The sequence below is a fragment of the Pseudomonas putida genome (genome assembly GCF_002025705.1).
In the GTDB taxonomy this organism is placed as follows: domain Bacteria; phylum Pseudomonadota; class Gammaproteobacteria; order Pseudomonadales; family Pseudomonadaceae; genus Aquipseudomonas; species Aquipseudomonas putida_J.
This window is the reverse complement of the sequence record NZ_CP018846.1, coordinates 3,928,507-3,942,288: the sequence shown is the minus strand read 5'-3', so window position 1 is coordinate 3,942,288 and position 13,782 is coordinate 3,928,507. Positions and strand designations below refer to the sequence as shown.

The window sequence follows — 13,782 nt, the reverse complement described above, 5'->3', positions numbered from 1 at the left end:
GAGCTTCAGTCATGAATGGAAAAGCTGGGCATTCAATTGCTGGCCTAGCTCCAAAATCCGGCGATAGACATTGAATGTCTCTTCTAATAAGTCGTGGCCCCAGCATTGGGAGAAGGCAGTATCGGGCTCTTTTTCAGAGAATGCGTAGGAGAATGCTTCTACTTTCAAACCGCTAGCATTTTCTTCAAAATTTACGCTTGGTTTGCTTTGGATTAAGCGGCGATGCTTTGATATATTGCTGAATGCTGCTAGGTAGCGGAACGAGTAAGACGAATTCAAATCCAGCATTCTTTGTTTTAATGCTGATTCGGGAATCCCGCTAGCAACTCTTCCAAATGTACAGTCTTTCTCTTTCAGAGGTTTGGCCATTGTCAGTGAATTAACAAGCTGAGCAAATATATCAGCGTAGTTTCGCACTGTGTGAATGGTGGCGATAATGTTGGCTTCGTGTGCGAGAGCAGCCATAGCAAAGTCAGGTTTCAAACTCAGCATTGCGACCATCATTGATCGATGATTGTCAGACTCCTTGTTGAACTCCGCAAACGCTTCCTTTGCTAAGTTCGCGTGGTACTTGATAATGAAGGATGAACGGCTGAGCGACCTTGGCAAGGCTGCGGTCTGCTTGTCTTCAGGTCGGTTGGTTTCGATCCATTGCTCAAGCTCTTTGAGTTTCCATGTGGTGCTGGTCATGCACGATTCCTAATTCACTGTGCTCATGTTATCCACTGTACACATTCCTTCAGCTGGTACATAGCCGTTTGCTGCCCATCCCAATTTTCCGCTGAGCCAAAAGGGCGCATTTGATGCGCACTCCAATTTCAGCCTGAAAAATAATGTATGGCAGGGTTGCGAGCCACGATTGGCCAGAAAACCAGCAAATCGGCTTAACCCATTTGGAAGGCCGGCTTCTGAAAATCTGACTAAATCAGAAATAACTCTGGGTTATATCAGTCTATTTTTTAGAGCGATACGTTAAGAGAAAGCATCAAGCGGCGGACTGCTGTAGCGTTGAACTCACTACCACGCGGGGTGCGAAGCCCTTTCTTGTTCAAGCAGTCAGCGACCGATTGCAGCGTGGTGGTCCCACAGATCCCTTCAATTCAAGTGCTTTAATCTAGTGAGAGCCTCTTCAACTACCGGCTCGAGGGCTTCGGCAAAGGAGGGGAAGGGACAGGCAGCAATAATGCGACCCTTGGGGTACCAAGCGCTTTGTACTCCAATGATGCTGTATTTCCATGTGTTGTCGACTTTCCATAGCATTATGATTGGTCCACCACTCATGCCAACGATATCACTGACGACTTTTTCAGACCCATCAGCAAGTTTCGCAAAAAATTGATTTCCAGCCTTCTGTTCAGGGAGTGGTGGAGGTTTCGTTGGCAACAGAGGAACCATCACGAATTTGGCTGTGATGTTACTAGTGTCATCGTAGGAGATAGACTCTCTCGGAATGCCGGCGAGAATCCAGTGATCATGCTGGGTAATGTGGTCGCCCCAAGCTTGCTTGGTGATGGGAGCAACACCGCCAGCTTCGAGCTGCTGGCGAAAAAGCCCGCCTAAGTGCACTGCTGCATAGTCAAGTCCAGTGCTTTCGTCCTCTAGGACGGACCACTGCTCAAGCTGGAAATCGTAGGGCACAGGAACGTTGTTGAATTTATTTCCAGCTGTTTGGTCGCCAAGTCGCCATTCATCGAAGACGGATCCAGCGTCCATAGCAGTACGTAGGTCTTTCAGGATGTGGCCTGCCGTCATGTAAAACCATTCGCCCATGATTTCCACGACGAAGCCTGAGAAAACGTGAACCCGTGTTACCTCGGGAGCAGGGGGGTGCTGAACGCAGGACAGCGATACGAAGTGACGGCCGATACACCTTACAACTCGATCGGTAAGACTGTTCATGTGTGTTCTCGTGTTACCAGTAGCATCAAGCAGTTGTCGTTTCTCGCTTGATCCGGTAAACGGTAGCAACGCCACAGTCAGCCAGCTTGGCGATGTTGTCAGCAGACATGGTTGGGTGCTCCTGCATCAGCGACTTCACCATTTTCCACTTGGCAGTGTTTCTTCCTTTTCCTGCTGGCTTCCATTCAGGATCAGAAGCCCTCTTGATCTCGAGACCCTGTTTGATGCGTTCCACGCGCTTCTCCTGATCCAGACGTGCCATGGTGGCCATGAGGTCAATCAACATGTTGTTGATCACATCCATGATCTGGCCAGTGATGCCCTTCGCTTCAACCAGCATATGACTGGTGGGCAGATCAGCCACTACCAATCTAAGTCCCTTGGCCTTGATGGTGGCCTTGAGAGTGTCCCAGTCAGCTTGTGAGAGGCGGCTGAGGCGGTCTACAGACTCGACCAATAGCACTTCCCCACTCTGGGCAATATCGAGCAAGGATAGCAACTCTGGGCGGTTGAGCTTGGTGCCACTGATGTTCTCAGCGTACACACCAACGATGCTCAATCCCTTCTCAGCGGCGAACAGTTCCAAGGTGGCTTTTGCACGATTGGCGTCTTGGTCCTTGGTCGATGCTCGGAGGTAGAGGTGGGCATTCATCGCTTACTATCCTTTGATCTTTATAATGATAGGTCAATGATAATTGAATCATATATCTATCCACAATAGCCAATTGATAGTTTCTTGCTGGCGCCAGCTGAGCTATCAGATAGGTCTAGTCCTTTGATAGCCTCAGGATGCGTCTGTACGACCCTAGGATGCGAAAAACTTCGCTCCAAGCATGAAGGCTCCAGTGGTAAGGGTCGCAAGTGCTGCCAGACTAGCCCAAAGGTGCGAGAGCTTCATGCGGGTGATTAGCTCCCCGACCGTAAGTTCGGCCGGGCTCTTCTCTATATGAGATTGGTTTGATGACGTTTTCAGCTTTTGCTTCCAGCTTGAAAGCACACCGTTGAACTCAGGTTTGCTCAAGACAGAAGCATCTACCTGCACGGATTGAACGAACCAATCGTAGCCGTATTGAAGCAGTCCTTCATTCCGAACTCCTGCCTCCACGATTACCATCAGAGGATGGCCACGGCTGTATGCCATTGCTGCCTCTATCTGGTTCCAAGGAGTGGCTAGCTTTACATCCGCAACGCGCGATTCGCTCTTGCCGTTCCGCTTCTCAATGCCTTCAGAGCAGTACATGCGCTCAAGAGCGATTACTACCGTGCCAGAGCACCTATCCATCAGCTCCGTCACCGCTGTCAGAGGAGATTTATCACTGAAGGAATTTCGGCCTACGGTGTGGGGAGTAAGTCCTTCGCTACGGAGGCGATCTTCGATGGCACGAACAAAAGATTCCTGTTCATCATTGGCTGTGGCCCCTACGCTGACGAAAACGTTTAGATCGCCCATGGCGGAAAATCTTCCTGACTTATGTGGTGAGTGACTAGCATCACAGGGGCAAGATGATCGCTTCAAAACCCTTGAAGCAATTCTGACAGAGAAAGACCAAGGCCATCGGCAAGCACCTTCGCAGCTTCAAGGCTGGGGTTGGCTGTGCCCGTCTCAATGCGAGACATGTAGGTGCGGACAAAGCCGCATTTGTCAGCGAATGCTTCTTGGCTGAAGCCTTGGCTGCTGCGTAGTTCGCGGATTCGTTGGCCAAAGGCCTTTCGTAGGTGTTGGTTTGTCTGCATCCCTGCATGATGGTTGGATGCACCCTGATCGTGAACACACCAATTGATTCCACTCCAAATGATGACACACTAAATGATACAATGGTCTCAGCCCCCTACGCGGAAAGCGAACGCCTAGCTCTGAGAGACCAACGAAATGAACGAAAAACTGTTCGTGCTGACCAGTCGCAAGAAGAAGACAAACCACATCCTGCACTTGATCCTGACCGTTCTGACAGGAGGGCTTTGGTTGATCGTGTGGGGCATCACAATGCGAAGCAACGATGGTCAGAACAAGAAGATCGATAGGGAAATTGACCAGATCATGCACTACAAGTCTCAGGGCTTGAGCGATGCTGCCACGCACCAGCAGATCAAGACAGACAAGCTGAATGCTGATGTGTTTCAAGGAAGGGTGATTTTCGTTGTGTTGGTGGTAGTGTTCCTGTACTTCTACCTACGGTAGATGCTGCGCACCTTCAGCGGAGCTTCAAAGCAAATTCCTTGATCAGCTCCGCTGGGCGTTTGCACCGAAAGCGGCAAGCTTTCAGCTGATTGCACTGTATATGACCGTAGTTCAGGATCGTGGACATCTAACGGTGTAGAGGGGGTGAAACAACCAACACCCCCCCAAACCTACTAATCCGTACTATCTACAGCTGACGCTGTTCCTGTGCACAATATCTGATCCGCAGGATTGAGTTTTGCACGATCAGAGCATAGCTCTGGTAGCTGCTCGCATTCTTGTTGTCCAACCATGTTATTGGTTGGTTGGACTGGTACGATTGGCCGTTAGCGCCAGCTAACAATGATAGCTATTTTCATTTTGGACAACTTTGTTGTTTGTTGTCCCTGTGTACGAATCATTACTTACGCAATAGGGGAAGGGGGCTTTACGCCTGAGCCAACGATACAGCTTAGACTTGACGGCCTAATGAGTGTTTATGAACGGTGCAAGAAATCCTTGTATATAATAGGACTTTCCTCAACCCCTTGTATTGCGTGGCTTGCAGCAAGATTCTTGCGTAGTTTTTTTAAAAAAGTGATGTGAAACTACGCAAGGTCAACAACCAGCATTTCGGGTCAAGCGGCAAGTGCTGCTGTGGTAATGGTGTTGTCATCCCATCCTCTTCTATTCATCCTCGATGCCGATTGAGGGTGGAGAGTTGTCCAGTCACGATACCAATGCTTGATGTACTCATCCCGATTGGCATCATCGCCCCGGAAGATCAGCCGTGGATTTACTGTCAGCTTGATTTCACCCGTGCGAATGCCACCCTGCCTTGAGGTGCTCACGCGCACCATATTGGTGCTGATCAGCGCTCCCAACTTCTTCATCAAGTTTGGAGCTGTTGTACCCAATGCCTTCGCCAAGTCGGCTTGAGACATGATGATCATGTTCCGGTACTGAACCAGCTCGTGCAGTTTGCTCAGAGTGTTCATCATTGGGACAGTGATACGACAGTCCACGCCTGTCCGGCGCCATAGGCCATGGGCGTAGTCCTGTGCGTCGGTCAGTGAGTGCAGCGTATGCGTTGGCAGCTTGCGGCGGTCGACGTGCTTCAGATGCGCGTGCAGGTCGTCAGCACTGCGGCACTTGCTCAGTTCTGGCCGGTAGTCAGGGCGTTTGCTGAAGACAGAAGGCTTGTCATCGTAACCAAAGATCTCGCCGGTTTTTGGGCTGATCAGCAGTCCATCGACGTTAAGGAAGGGTGATGCGGTAAAAGCTGGGCATTCGTATGCCATTGTACGTTCTCCTCTTCAAGTTCATTTCGATAGGCAGTTCCTCTCGGGTTGTGCCGGTTTTGTTTGGTAAATCGCAGGCAAATTTAAGCCCCCATGCAATGCACCTATTTGGTGGTCGCGGTGGAGGCTCTTCAGTATGTCTGTCTGCTCTCTGAAGCAGGTTGAGGATTTTACACGCTTTGCGATGACCGGTCAAGATCGATACTTGACAAGCCAGATTTCACCATAAACCAATATTCGTGGTGAGGAACGCGCTTCGCTTAATCCATAGCTCCCTTTTGCCCTGTAATCATTGGGTTTGGTGTGAGAGGCGGTTGGATATCATCCCGCTGAAGGGAAGGTTTAATCGAGGTTATTGGTGGGTTATTCGAGGTTATTTGATGTGCTTCATGGCCTCGACCATCGCCTTGATTGGCGTCCTGCTGCCGTAGATGCCAAAGGTCACGGAGCTATCTTCATGACCCACCATCCGCTTGATCAGTGAGTCTTGAACGCCAGCATCACGCAGGTCATCGATGAAGGTGTGGCGGAAGCTGTGGAAGGTTTTGCGTGGGTCGGTGATACCCAGTTTCGCCTTATAGCGGCCAAACCATTTTGAGGCTGCATGCCCGAGCTTCCCACGTATTGCTTCCAGCTCAGGGAATACTCGATTTGCACCAGTAACCCTCATCGACTCAACATGCTGAAGTAGGCACAGATCGATCAGATAAGGGTGCAAAGGAAGCACGCGGCGGCTGCTTGCGTTTTTCAGGTTCTGGCCTTCTCGGCTGTCATCAATCCGGATGCACGGGATGCCCTGTTGCTCAATGAAGTCATCGACACGCAGTTGGCACAGCTCTTCCAATCGTGCCCCAGTGGTTCGCCCAAGGAGCGGCAGCCAGTAACGCCAAGGGTGTTTGCGGACTTCCTTTCGCAGTGACTCACGGTTCAGCAGGGCATCTAGGTCGTGTCGTTCAAATGACAGCCGAGCTTCCTTCGCTGATCCTGTCATGACTTTCATGCCCGTCAGTGAGTTGTCTGCCACGTACCCGTTCGCTTTGCACCAGTTCAGAAACGCGGTGAGCTTGCGTAGCCGATTGTTCACTGTGACAGCAGTAATGGTCTTGTAGGTGGTACCTGACTCAATCACCTGTTTCAGCGTCTTGCCCTTGAACTCAGGTCGTAAGCCGAAGTATTGCGGGCATAGGCTGAGCCGTTCCTTTAGCAGGCGTGCTTGTTGTGCATCGAAGGCTTTGGCGGGCATATCGCCTAACAGCTCGAAAAGGTCAGCTAAAGCTCGCTCGACTTCCTCGGTGCTGCCCTGTCGCCATGTGCCGCCGCGTTTGCCTTCTTCTATATAGAGTTTGGACAGGGTGGCGAGGGTAGGGCCGTCGCTTTGTGGCTTCGCTGTGGCCGCTGTAGTTCTTCGTGGTGCAGCCGCCATGATTGGCTTAGGGGTAGAGTCTCGCCACTGAGTACACAGTGCACGCAGCGTCTCAGGGGCTGTCAGAGGATGTTCAGTTAGGTGGCAAAGCACTTGCTGAGCTAAGGAGCTGGCAAGGTACAAGGCTGCCTGCCGCTCTCGCACTCGCAGTGATATGCGAAGCGTATGACGGCTGGGAAATAGGTGCTTTGGTAGTCGAAGGTTGAGGTAGTAGATGGACTGACGGCGGACAATGTATGCCATGAGTGAACACCAGAGTGGACCAGTAAAGTGGACCAATTGAGTGGAACAATTCTGGTCGCACCCCAAGCTTTGAGCGACCGTGCAGGGTGTCTGCACGGGTAAGTGACGAATCACCTCATCAGCCGGTAACCCTTGCCCCATAAGGCCCGCATTGATTACCGAGCATGCTTGCATGCCACATGGTCAGGCCCGGAAGGGAGCAGCCATAGCGGGAACATCGAGTGCCGGGGTGTGGCTGGTGGGGCCGCCTCCATTTCTGGGCTCGAAAAGTTGCATTCGGCCCTGCGCTTCACCTCTCCCATCTTTTGATCACTGGTTGCAGCTGTCGCATGATCCAGGTGCCGACAACGATCACGATCAACAAAAAAACCGCTCCCAGGCAGAAAGGCAGCAGCGCTTGCCAAAGTGATTCATTCCTGGCTTTGCGCATGTCCTCTTCCCGTGCTTCAAGATCAAGATGAAATTGCTCGCGAATTTCCTGGGTGGAACGGCGCATCGTTCGCTTTGGATGTTGTTGTGGCCTCAGTGTCTTTGAATCCCCGGTAGCGACATTCGGCTGGCGCTGGAGCGGAAGTGATCGTGTAGGGCTGGCAGGCACGTGCCACAGCAGCTTCAGCGCCTGTGAGATTGAGCGCCGCCTGTGCGACGCTCTCCGACTGATGGCCTCAAAGGCTGTATTTCTCATCAATTCGGCGTTTGTCGAGCGCATAGCGCTTGATATCGATCGCTTCGGTCTCCAACTGGGCATCCAGCTCGTCCATATCGCGCTTTTTCAGCGCTGCGATATGAGCCTTGGTGGCTTGGTAGTTGATCATTTCTGCAGCGTCATGCCCGCTGACGGGGTCCCAGAGGATGGAGAGTGGCCAGCACAGCAGGTTCACCACACCAAAACCGTAGGCGCGGCCGTAGAACGATCCGCCACCTGGAAGCAGGCCGAGGCCGGCGGCAAGCCCAGGTTTTTTCTCTTCTACCGAGAGGTTTCTGGCGCGGTAGCCAGCGAGTTCCGACTCCTGGACCGAATTGAGGCCGGTGGCACAGCCAGTGGTCAGCGCTATCAATGCGGCAGCGGTCAGATTTCGAGCGGTGGACATGCAACTTTCCTTAGTGTGGATACGGTTCTCGCCCGCCGCAGTGCGTCGGGGGCGCGTAACTCTACACTGAGTGATGGCACATTGACATTGAGTCGTCGCTAACAGTTCGGGAGTCTCTGTCGGGCGGTCTTTTGCCAACTCAGCTCAAGGCTGCACCACCGAAACCTCCCCCGAATACCCCGTTGCCCCATACCGCCGCACAATCCGTTCGATCTCCCCCGACTGCCTCATGCGCACCAGGGCCCGCAAGATGCCTTGGGTTGGTATCGCCGGGTCATTCCTCACCATGCACCCCAGCGCCTGTTCCTCCAGCACCGCCTGCACCTGCAGCCGCTGCCCGGCAGGTAGTCCCTGGTTGAACCACTGCAGCGAAAGCTCATTGCTCACCGCATGCCGGTACCGCCCGATCTGCAGCTTCTGCAGTGCCAATTGCTGGCTACGGCTGTCCTCCCGCTGCAGGCGCCCTTGGGCAAACAACGGCTCCAGCGTGCCGTAGGCATACCCCAGCACCGTGCCGATTGCCTGGGGCGGCAGTTGTTCGGGGTAGACAGGGGTATCGTCATCAGGTCGCCCGACCAGTACATCACGCTGCAGAAGTAACGGAATGCTCCAGACGAAATTCCCTGGGCGATCATTGAACCACTGGCTGCTGACATAGCAGCGCACATCGATATCGCCAGCATCCATCGCCTGCTGCAGGCGCAGGCGGGCCATCACGTGATATTCGGGTCGCACGCCGGCTTCCCGGGCCAGCGCCTGCAGAAGATCGAACACCAGGCCTTCTACCGGCTGGCCGCCTTCGACCCGTACCAGCGGCATGCTCCAGCTCTCGGCCACGGAAAAGCGCAGCACCGGTTGATCCGCCAGGCTGTGGGTGCACCAGAGCAATAGCAGGGCCAGCAGTCGTCGCAATGCACATCCTCCTTGAACAGCGCGCCAGTTGCTTAGCTTAGACGAACCGTGCAGGGTGCAATTTTGCCCCCGCTCCGCTAGCATTAGCGATCTTCCGCTCGATCAGGCTGCGATGGTTTTTCGATGAGTTATCAGGTTCTTGCACGTAAATGGCGTCCGCGCTCGTTCCGCGAAATGGTCGGCCAGACCCATGTGCTCAAGGCCTTGATCAATGCCTTGGACAACCAGCGCCTGCACCACGCCTACCTGTTTACCGGTACGCGGGGAGTGGGCAAGACTACCATTGCGCGAATCATCGCCAAATGCCTCAACTGCGAAACCGGCATTACCTCCACGCCCTGTGGAACCTGCTCGGTGTGCCGGGAGATCGACGAAGGCCGCTTCGTCGACCTGATCGAGATCGACGCCGCCAGCCGCACCAAGGTCGAAGATACCCGCGAGCTGCTCGATAACGTGCAGTACGCGCCGAGCCGTGGGCGCTTCAAGGTCTACCTGATCGACGAAGTGCACATGCTCTCCACCCACTCATTCAACGCCTTGCTCAAGACGCTTGAAGAGCCGCCGCCCTACGTCAAGTTCATCCTCGCCACCACCGACCCGCAGAAGCTGCCGGCCACCATCCTGTCGCGCTGCCTGCAGTTCTCGCTGAAGAACATGAGCCCGGAGCGGGTGGTCGAACACCTGAGCCACGTACTGCAGGCCGAGAACGTGCCGTTCGAGGCAGATGCCCTGTGGCTGCTCGGCCGTGCTGCCGATGGTTCGATGCGTGACGCCATGAGCCTCACCGACCAGGCCATCGCCTTCGGCGAGGGCAAGGTACTGGCAGCCGATGTGCGCGCCATGCTCGGCAGCCTCGATCATGGCCAGGTCTATGGCGTGCTGCAGGCGCTGCTCGAAGGTGATGCGCGGGCGCTGCTCGAAGCCGTGCGCAACCTTGCCGAGCAGGGGCCGGACTGGAGCGGCGTGCTGGCCGAAATGCTCAATGTGCTGCACCGCGTGGCCATCGCCCAGGCGCTGCCCGAGGCGGTGGACAATGGCCAGGGCGATCGCGACCGGGTGCTGGCACTGGCCTCGGCGTTGCCGGCCGAAGACGTGCAGTTCTACTACCAGATGGGCCTGATCGGCCGTCGCGACCTGCCGTTGGCGCCGGACCCGCGGGGCGGTTTCGAAATGGTCTTGCTGCGCATGCTGGCGTTCCGCCCGGCAGATACCGACGATGCGCCGAAACCGGTGCTAAAGCCAGTGGGGATCAGCCAGGCCACAGCTGATCCGGCAACCCCGGTGGCAGCGCCAGCCGTTGCTGTCGAGGCGCCTGCCGTTGCGGTGTCGCAGCCTGCGCCAGTGGCACCTGCCCCACAGGTTGAGGCCGCACCGGTTGTGGCGCCGACGCCCGCGCCTGAGCCACAACCTGAACCCGAAGTTGCCGCACCTGAGCCGGCGGTTGTGGAAGAGGTCATCGACCTGCCTTGGGAGGAGCCTGCTGCCGCGCCTGCGCCCGAGCCTGTGCCAGCTCCAGCCCAGTCCCCGGTTGCAGCCTCGCATAACGCCCAGCCAGCTTACGACGAGCCGCCCTTCGACCCGTCCGCCTACGCTTCGGCTGGCATGGACCGCGACGACGAGCCGCCAATGGACGAGGACTACTACGGTGGCGAAAGCGACCCGGCAGGCTTCAGCTACCTCGATGAGCTGGCAGAACACGTTCAGGAAGAACCCCAAGCCGCAACGCCCGAACCGCTGCCGGCTGCTCAACCGGCGACCGGCCTGGCCCTGCAATGGCTGGAATTATTCCCACAGTTGCCTGTGTCCGGCATGACAGGCAACATCGCTGCAAACTGTACGCTGATGGCCGCCGACGGTGACGATTGGTTGCTGCACCTGGACCCAGGCCAGGGCGCGCTGTTCAACAGCACCCAGCAACGCCGGCTGAACGAGGCGCTCAACCAGCACCTGGGGCGTACCCTGAACCTGCGGATCGAACTGATTCGCCCCGAACAGGAAACCCCGGCCCAGGCAGCGTCGCGCAAGCGCGCCGAGCGCCAGCAGGACGCCGTGCATTCGATCGAACAGGATCCGTTGATCCAGCAGATGATCAAGCAGTTCGGTGCCACGGTGCGACAGGATACTATTGAACCTGTAGAAGCCCTGGTCAGCCAGGGCCAGTAATCACAACCATGCGGCCGGCCCCTCGTCGTGCCGCATCATATGACCCAATCGAGGTATACCCCCATGATGAAAGGTGGCATGGCCGGCCTGATGAAGCAGGCCCAGCAGATGCAGGAAAAGATGCAGAAGATGCAGGAAGAGCTTGCCAACGCCGAAGTCACCGGCCAGTCCGGTGGCGGCCTGGTGAGCGTGGTGATGACCGGTCGTCATGACGTCAAGCGTGTCAGCATCGACCAGAGCCTGATGTCGACCGATGAAGACGACAAGGAAGTGCTGGAAGACCTGATCGCCGCTGCGCTGAACGACGCCGTGCGCAAGATCGAGCAGAACAGCCAGGACAAGATGGGCAACATGACTGCCGGCATGCAGCTGCCGCCGGGCTTCAAGATGCCGTTCTGATCCACTTTCAGCTTCACAGGGGGAGTAACGGCCTGGCGGTCGTTGCTCCCTTGTTCATTCTGTTTTCCAAGACTTGCAGGCCTGTCTACATGAGCTTCAGCCCCCTGATCCGCCAACTGATCGACGCCCTGCGCACCCTTCCGGGCGTCGGCCAGAAAACCGCCCAGCGCATGGCCTTGCAGCTGCTCGAACGTGACCGTAGCGGCGGCCTGCGCCTGGCCCAGGCGCTGAGCCAGGCCATGGAGGGGGTAGGGCATTGCCGCCAGTGCCGGACCCTGACCGAGCAGGAGCTGTGCCCGCAGTGCAGCGACCCGCGTCGTGATGACACGCAGCTGTGCGTGGTGGAAGGGCCGATGGATGTGTATGCGGTGGAGCAGACCGGCTATCGCGGGCGTTACTTCGTGCTCAAGGGGCACTTGTCGCCGCTCGATGGCCTGGGGCCTGAGGCGATTGGTGTGCCGCAGCTGATGGCGCGGATCGAAGAGCAAGGCAGCTTCACTGAAGTGATCCTTGCGACCAACCCGACCGTGGAAGGTGAGGCCACGGCGCATTACATCGCCCAGTTGCTGAACGAGAAGGGGCTGGTGGCGTCGCGCATCGCCCATGGCGTGCCGCTGGGTGGGGAGCTGGAGCTGGTCGACGGTGGCACCCTGGCCCATGCCTTTGCCGGGCGCAAGCCGATCTCGCTGTAAATCGCTGGGGCTGTTTGCAGGCCATTCGCGGGCAAGCCCGCCCCCACATGAACACTGTGGGAGCGGGCTTGCCCGCGAATGGGCCGCACAGCGGCCCCAAACAGCAACTCAGTATTCGCTCAGGGAAAACTCGGTCAGGCAGAAGGTCGGTACCCCGGCCGCCTGCAGTCGGCGCGAGCCATCCAGCTCTGGCAGGTCGATGATCGCTGCCGCTTCGAACACCTGTGCCCCGGTGCGGCGCACCAGGTTGGCTGCAGCCAGCAGGGTGCCGCCGGTGGCAATCAGGTCATCGAAGATCAGTACCGAATCACCTTCGCACAGGCTGTCGGCATGCACTTCCAGGAAGGCTTCGCCGTATTCGGTCTGGTAGCCTTCGCTCAATACGTCAGCCGGCAGCTTGCCCTGCTTGCGGAACAGGATCAGCGGTTTATTCAGCTGGTGGGCGATGATCGAGCCAATCAGGAAACCCCGTGCGTCCATGGCGCCGATGTGGCTGAACTCAGCCTCGACGTAACGCTCGATGAACTGGTCGGCCACGTAGCGCAGCCCGCGCGGCGACTGGAACAGCGGGGTGATGTCGCGGAAGATCACGCCGGGCTTGGGGAAGTCCACTACCGGGCGGATCAGGGCTTTGAGGTCGAAGGCGTCGCTGTGCATTGTTGCGGGTATCCTGGGAAAACGAATGCCCAAGTATACCCGCTAAACGCCAATCTCAGGCTTCGATTGCACCGCCGGCCAGCGCGCACAGTTGGATCGGGTCGAGGATATGCACTTCCTTGCCTTCGGCGCGGATCAGGCCGTTTTGCTGGAAGCGGGTGAAGACCCGCGACACGGTTTCCACCGCCAGCCCCAGGTAGTTGCCGATCTCGTTGCGCGACATGCTCAGGCGGAACTGGTTGGCCGAGTAGCCGCGGGCGCGGAAGCGTGCGGACAGGTTGACCAGGAAGGTGGCGATGCGTTCGTCGGCGGTTTTCTTCGACAACAGCAGCATCATCTGCTGATCGTCGCGAATTTCGCGGCTCATCACTCGCATCAGCTGGCGGCGCAGCTGTGGCAACTGAACGGAGAGCTCGTCGAGGCGCTCGAAGGGGATTTCACAGACCGAGGTGGTTTCCTGGGCCTGGGCCGACACCGGGTAGGCCTCGGTGTCCATGCCGGACAGGCCGACCAGCTCGCTGGGCAGGTGGAAGCCGGTGATCTGTTCTTCGCCGCTGTCGCTCAGGCTGAAGGTCTTGAGGGCGCCGGAACGAACGGCGTAAACCGAGCCGAAATTGTCACCCTGGCGGAACAGGAACTCGCCTTTCTTCAGCGGGCGCCCGCGCTTGACGATTTCATCCAGTGCATCCATGTCTTCCAGGTTGAGCGAAAGAGGCAGGCACAGGGGGGCCAGGCTGCAGTCCTTGCAGTGGGCCTGGTTATGAGGGCGCAGTTTGACTGGCTCGGACATTTGAATCGATCCTTGTGGGAAAGCACACATAAGTCGTAAGGGTAACCCACGACA

16 protein-coding genes are annotated in these 13,782 nt (G+C 56.5%); 4 read left to right on the top strand and 12 right to left on the bottom strand.

The window, feature by feature from the left end:
- Positions 1-9: 9 nt before the first annotated feature.
- The 5 genes from BUQ73_RS17805 to BUQ73_RS17785 form a co-directional block, all read right to left on the bottom strand.
- Positions 10-690 carry a hypothetical protein gene (locus BUQ73_RS17805; RefSeq protein ID WP_079229059.1) on the bottom strand — a complete coding sequence of 227 codons (681 nt, stop codon included), beginning with the start codon at positions 688-690 and terminating at the stop codon, positions 10-12.
- A 405-nt stretch (positions 691-1,095) separates the two neighbouring features.
- Positions 1,096-1,899: a hypothetical protein gene (locus BUQ73_RS17800; protein ID WP_152031572.1), complete on the bottom strand. Its 804-nt coding sequence runs from the start codon at positions 1,897-1,899 to the stop codon at positions 1,096-1,098.
- Between the two features lie 25 nt (positions 1,900-1,924).
- Positions 1,925-2,551, bottom strand: coding sequence for a recombinase family protein (locus BUQ73_RS17795; RefSeq protein ID WP_079229057.1), 627 nt, complete (start codon positions 2,549-2,551; stop codon positions 1,925-1,927).
- Positions 2,552-2,704: 153 nt separating this feature from the next.
- Positions 2,705-3,349 carry a hypothetical protein gene (locus BUQ73_RS17790; RefSeq protein WP_079229056.1) on the bottom strand — a complete coding sequence of 215 codons (645 nt, stop codon included), beginning with the start codon at positions 3,347-3,349 and terminating at the stop codon, positions 2,705-2,707.
- A 62-nt stretch (positions 3,350-3,411) separates the two neighbouring features.
- Entirely contained in the window at positions 3,412-3,633 is a 222-nt protein-coding gene (locus BUQ73_RS17785; protein ID WP_079229055.1) for a helix-turn-helix domain-containing protein, read from the bottom strand.
- 136 nt (positions 3,634-3,769) lie between these two features.
- Here BUQ73_RS17785 and BUQ73_RS17780 point away from each other — a divergent pair, with 136 nt between their 5' ends.
- Positions 3,770-4,078 (top strand): hypothetical protein, encoded by a 309-nt coding sequence (locus tag BUQ73_RS17780; RefSeq protein ID WP_079229054.1) that lies wholly within the window; start codon positions 3,770-3,772, stop codon positions 4,076-4,078.
- 617 nt (positions 4,079-4,695) lie between these two features.
- On the opposite strand, the gene BUQ73_RS17775 is transcribed toward BUQ73_RS17780, so the two are convergent.
- From BUQ73_RS17775 to BUQ73_RS17755, 5 genes are all read right to left on the bottom strand, one after another.
- Positions 4,696-5,358 (bottom strand): hypothetical protein, encoded by a 663-nt coding sequence (locus tag BUQ73_RS17775; protein ID WP_079229053.1) that lies wholly within the window; start codon positions 5,356-5,358, stop codon positions 4,696-4,698.
- Positions 5,359-5,731: 373 nt separating this feature from the next.
- The gene (locus BUQ73_RS17770; RefSeq protein WP_079229052.1) at positions 5,732-7,024 is read right to left on the bottom strand and encodes a site-specific integrase; all 1,293 of its coding nucleotides are present in this window, start codon (positions 7,022-7,024) and stop codon (positions 5,732-5,734) included.
- A 289-nt stretch (positions 7,025-7,313) separates the two neighbouring features.
- The gene (locus BUQ73_RS17765; RefSeq protein WP_079229051.1) at positions 7,314-7,520 is read right to left on the bottom strand and encodes a hypothetical protein; all 207 of its coding nucleotides are present in this window, start codon (positions 7,518-7,520) and stop codon (positions 7,314-7,316) included.
- A gap of 169 nt (positions 7,521-7,689) precedes the next feature.
- Complete coding sequence (locus tag BUQ73_RS17760; RefSeq protein WP_079229050.1) at positions 7,690-8,115, bottom strand: hypothetical protein; 426 nt, start codon at positions 8,113-8,115, stop codon at positions 7,690-7,692.
- Between the two features lie 144 nt (positions 8,116-8,259).
- Positions 8,260-9,027, bottom strand: a complete 768-nt coding sequence (locus BUQ73_RS17755; protein WP_079229049.1) for a substrate-binding periplasmic protein — start codon at positions 9,025-9,027, stop codon at positions 8,260-8,262.
- Between the two features lie 123 nt (positions 9,028-9,150).
- Between BUQ73_RS17755 and dnaX the strand changes: the two genes are divergently transcribed.
- From dnaX to recR, 3 genes are all read left to right on the top strand, one after another.
- Positions 9,151-11,190 carry a DNA polymerase III subunit gamma/tau gene (gene dnaX, locus BUQ73_RS17750; protein WP_079229048.1) on the top strand — a complete coding sequence of 680 codons (2,040 nt, stop codon included), beginning with the start codon at positions 9,151-9,153 and terminating at the stop codon, positions 11,188-11,190.
- A 63-nt stretch (positions 11,191-11,253) separates the two neighbouring features.
- The gene (locus BUQ73_RS17745) at positions 11,254-11,589 is read left to right on the top strand and encodes a YbaB/EbfC family nucleoid-associated protein (RefSeq protein WP_027921266.1); all 336 of its coding nucleotides are present in this window, start codon (positions 11,254-11,256) and stop codon (positions 11,587-11,589) included.
- Positions 11,590-11,678: 89 nt separating this feature from the next.
- A complete protein-coding gene (gene recR, locus BUQ73_RS17740) occupies positions 11,679-12,281 on the top strand; it encodes a recombination mediator RecR (protein ID WP_054884114.1) in 603 nt (200 codons plus the stop codon).
- A gap of 108 nt (positions 12,282-12,389) precedes the next feature.
- On the opposite strand, the gene BUQ73_RS17735 is transcribed toward recR, so the two are convergent.
- Together BUQ73_RS17735 and fnrA are read right to left on the bottom strand one after the other, a co-directional pair.
- Positions 12,390-12,938: an adenine phosphoribosyltransferase gene (locus tag BUQ73_RS17735; RefSeq protein ID WP_009683910.1), complete on the bottom strand. Its 549-nt coding sequence runs from the start codon at positions 12,936-12,938 to the stop codon at positions 12,390-12,392.
- Positions 12,939-12,993: 55 nt separating this feature from the next.
- Positions 12,994-13,728 (bottom strand): Crp/Fnr family transcriptional regulator FnrA, encoded by a 735-nt coding sequence (gene fnrA / locus BUQ73_RS17730; protein WP_016711709.1) that lies wholly within the window; start codon positions 13,726-13,728, stop codon positions 12,994-12,996.
- Between the last annotated feature and the right edge of the window lie 54 nt (positions 13,729-13,782).

Bases quoted from the DNA above. Each gene is read 5' to 3' on its own strand.
- BUQ73_RS17795 (WP_079229057.1), bottom strand. From the start codon at position 2,551: ATGAATGCCCACCTCTACCTCCGAGCATCGACCAAGGACCAAGACGCC.
- BUQ73_RS17760 (WP_079229050.1), bottom strand. From the start codon at position 8,115: ATGTCCACCGCTCGAAATCTGACCGCTGCCGCATTGATAGCGCTGACC.
- BUQ73_RS17735 (WP_009683910.1), bottom strand. From the start codon at position 12,938: ATGCACAGCGACGCCTTCGACCTCAAAGCCCTGATCCGCCCGGTAGTG.
- dnaX (WP_079229048.1), top strand. From the start codon at position 9,151: ATGAGTTATCAGGTTCTTGCACGTAAATGGCGTCCGCGCTCGTTCCGC.
- BUQ73_RS17745 (WP_027921266.1), top strand. From the start codon at position 11,254: ATGATGAAAGGTGGCATGGCCGGCCTGATGAAGCAGGCCCAGCAGATG.
- BUQ73_RS17785 (WP_079229055.1), bottom strand. From the start codon at position 3,633: ATGCAGACAAACCAACACCTACGAAAGGCCTTTGGCCAACGAATCCGC.
- BUQ73_RS17780 (WP_079229054.1), top strand. From the start codon at position 3,770: ATGAACGAAAAACTGTTCGTGCTGACCAGTCGCAAGAAGAAGACAAAC.
- BUQ73_RS17790 (WP_079229056.1), bottom strand. From the start codon at position 3,349: ATGGGCGATCTAAACGTTTTCGTCAGCGTAGGGGCCACAGCCAATGAT.
- BUQ73_RS17805 (WP_079229059.1), bottom strand. From the start codon at position 690: ATGACCAGCACCACATGGAAACTCAAAGAGCTTGAGCAATGGATCGAA.
- BUQ73_RS17770 (WP_079229052.1), bottom strand. From the start codon at position 7,024: ATGGCATACATTGTCCGCCGTCAGTCCATCTACTACCTCAACCTTCGA.
- recR (WP_054884114.1), top strand. From the start codon at position 11,679: ATGAGCTTCAGCCCCCTGATCCGCCAACTGATCGACGCCCTGCGCACC.
- fnrA (WP_016711709.1), bottom strand. From the start codon at position 13,728: ATGTCCGAGCCAGTCAAACTGCGCCCTCATAACCAGGCCCACTGCAAG.
- BUQ73_RS17800 (WP_152031572.1), bottom strand. From the start codon at position 1,899: ATGAACAGTCTTACCGATCGAGTTGTAAGGTGTATCGGCCGTCACTTC.
- BUQ73_RS17775 (WP_079229053.1), bottom strand. From the start codon at position 5,358: ATGGCATACGAATGCCCAGCTTTTACCGCATCACCCTTCCTTAACGTC.
- BUQ73_RS17765 (WP_079229051.1), bottom strand. From the start codon at position 7,520: ATGCGCCGTTCCACCCAGGAAATTCGCGAGCAATTTCATCTTGATCTT.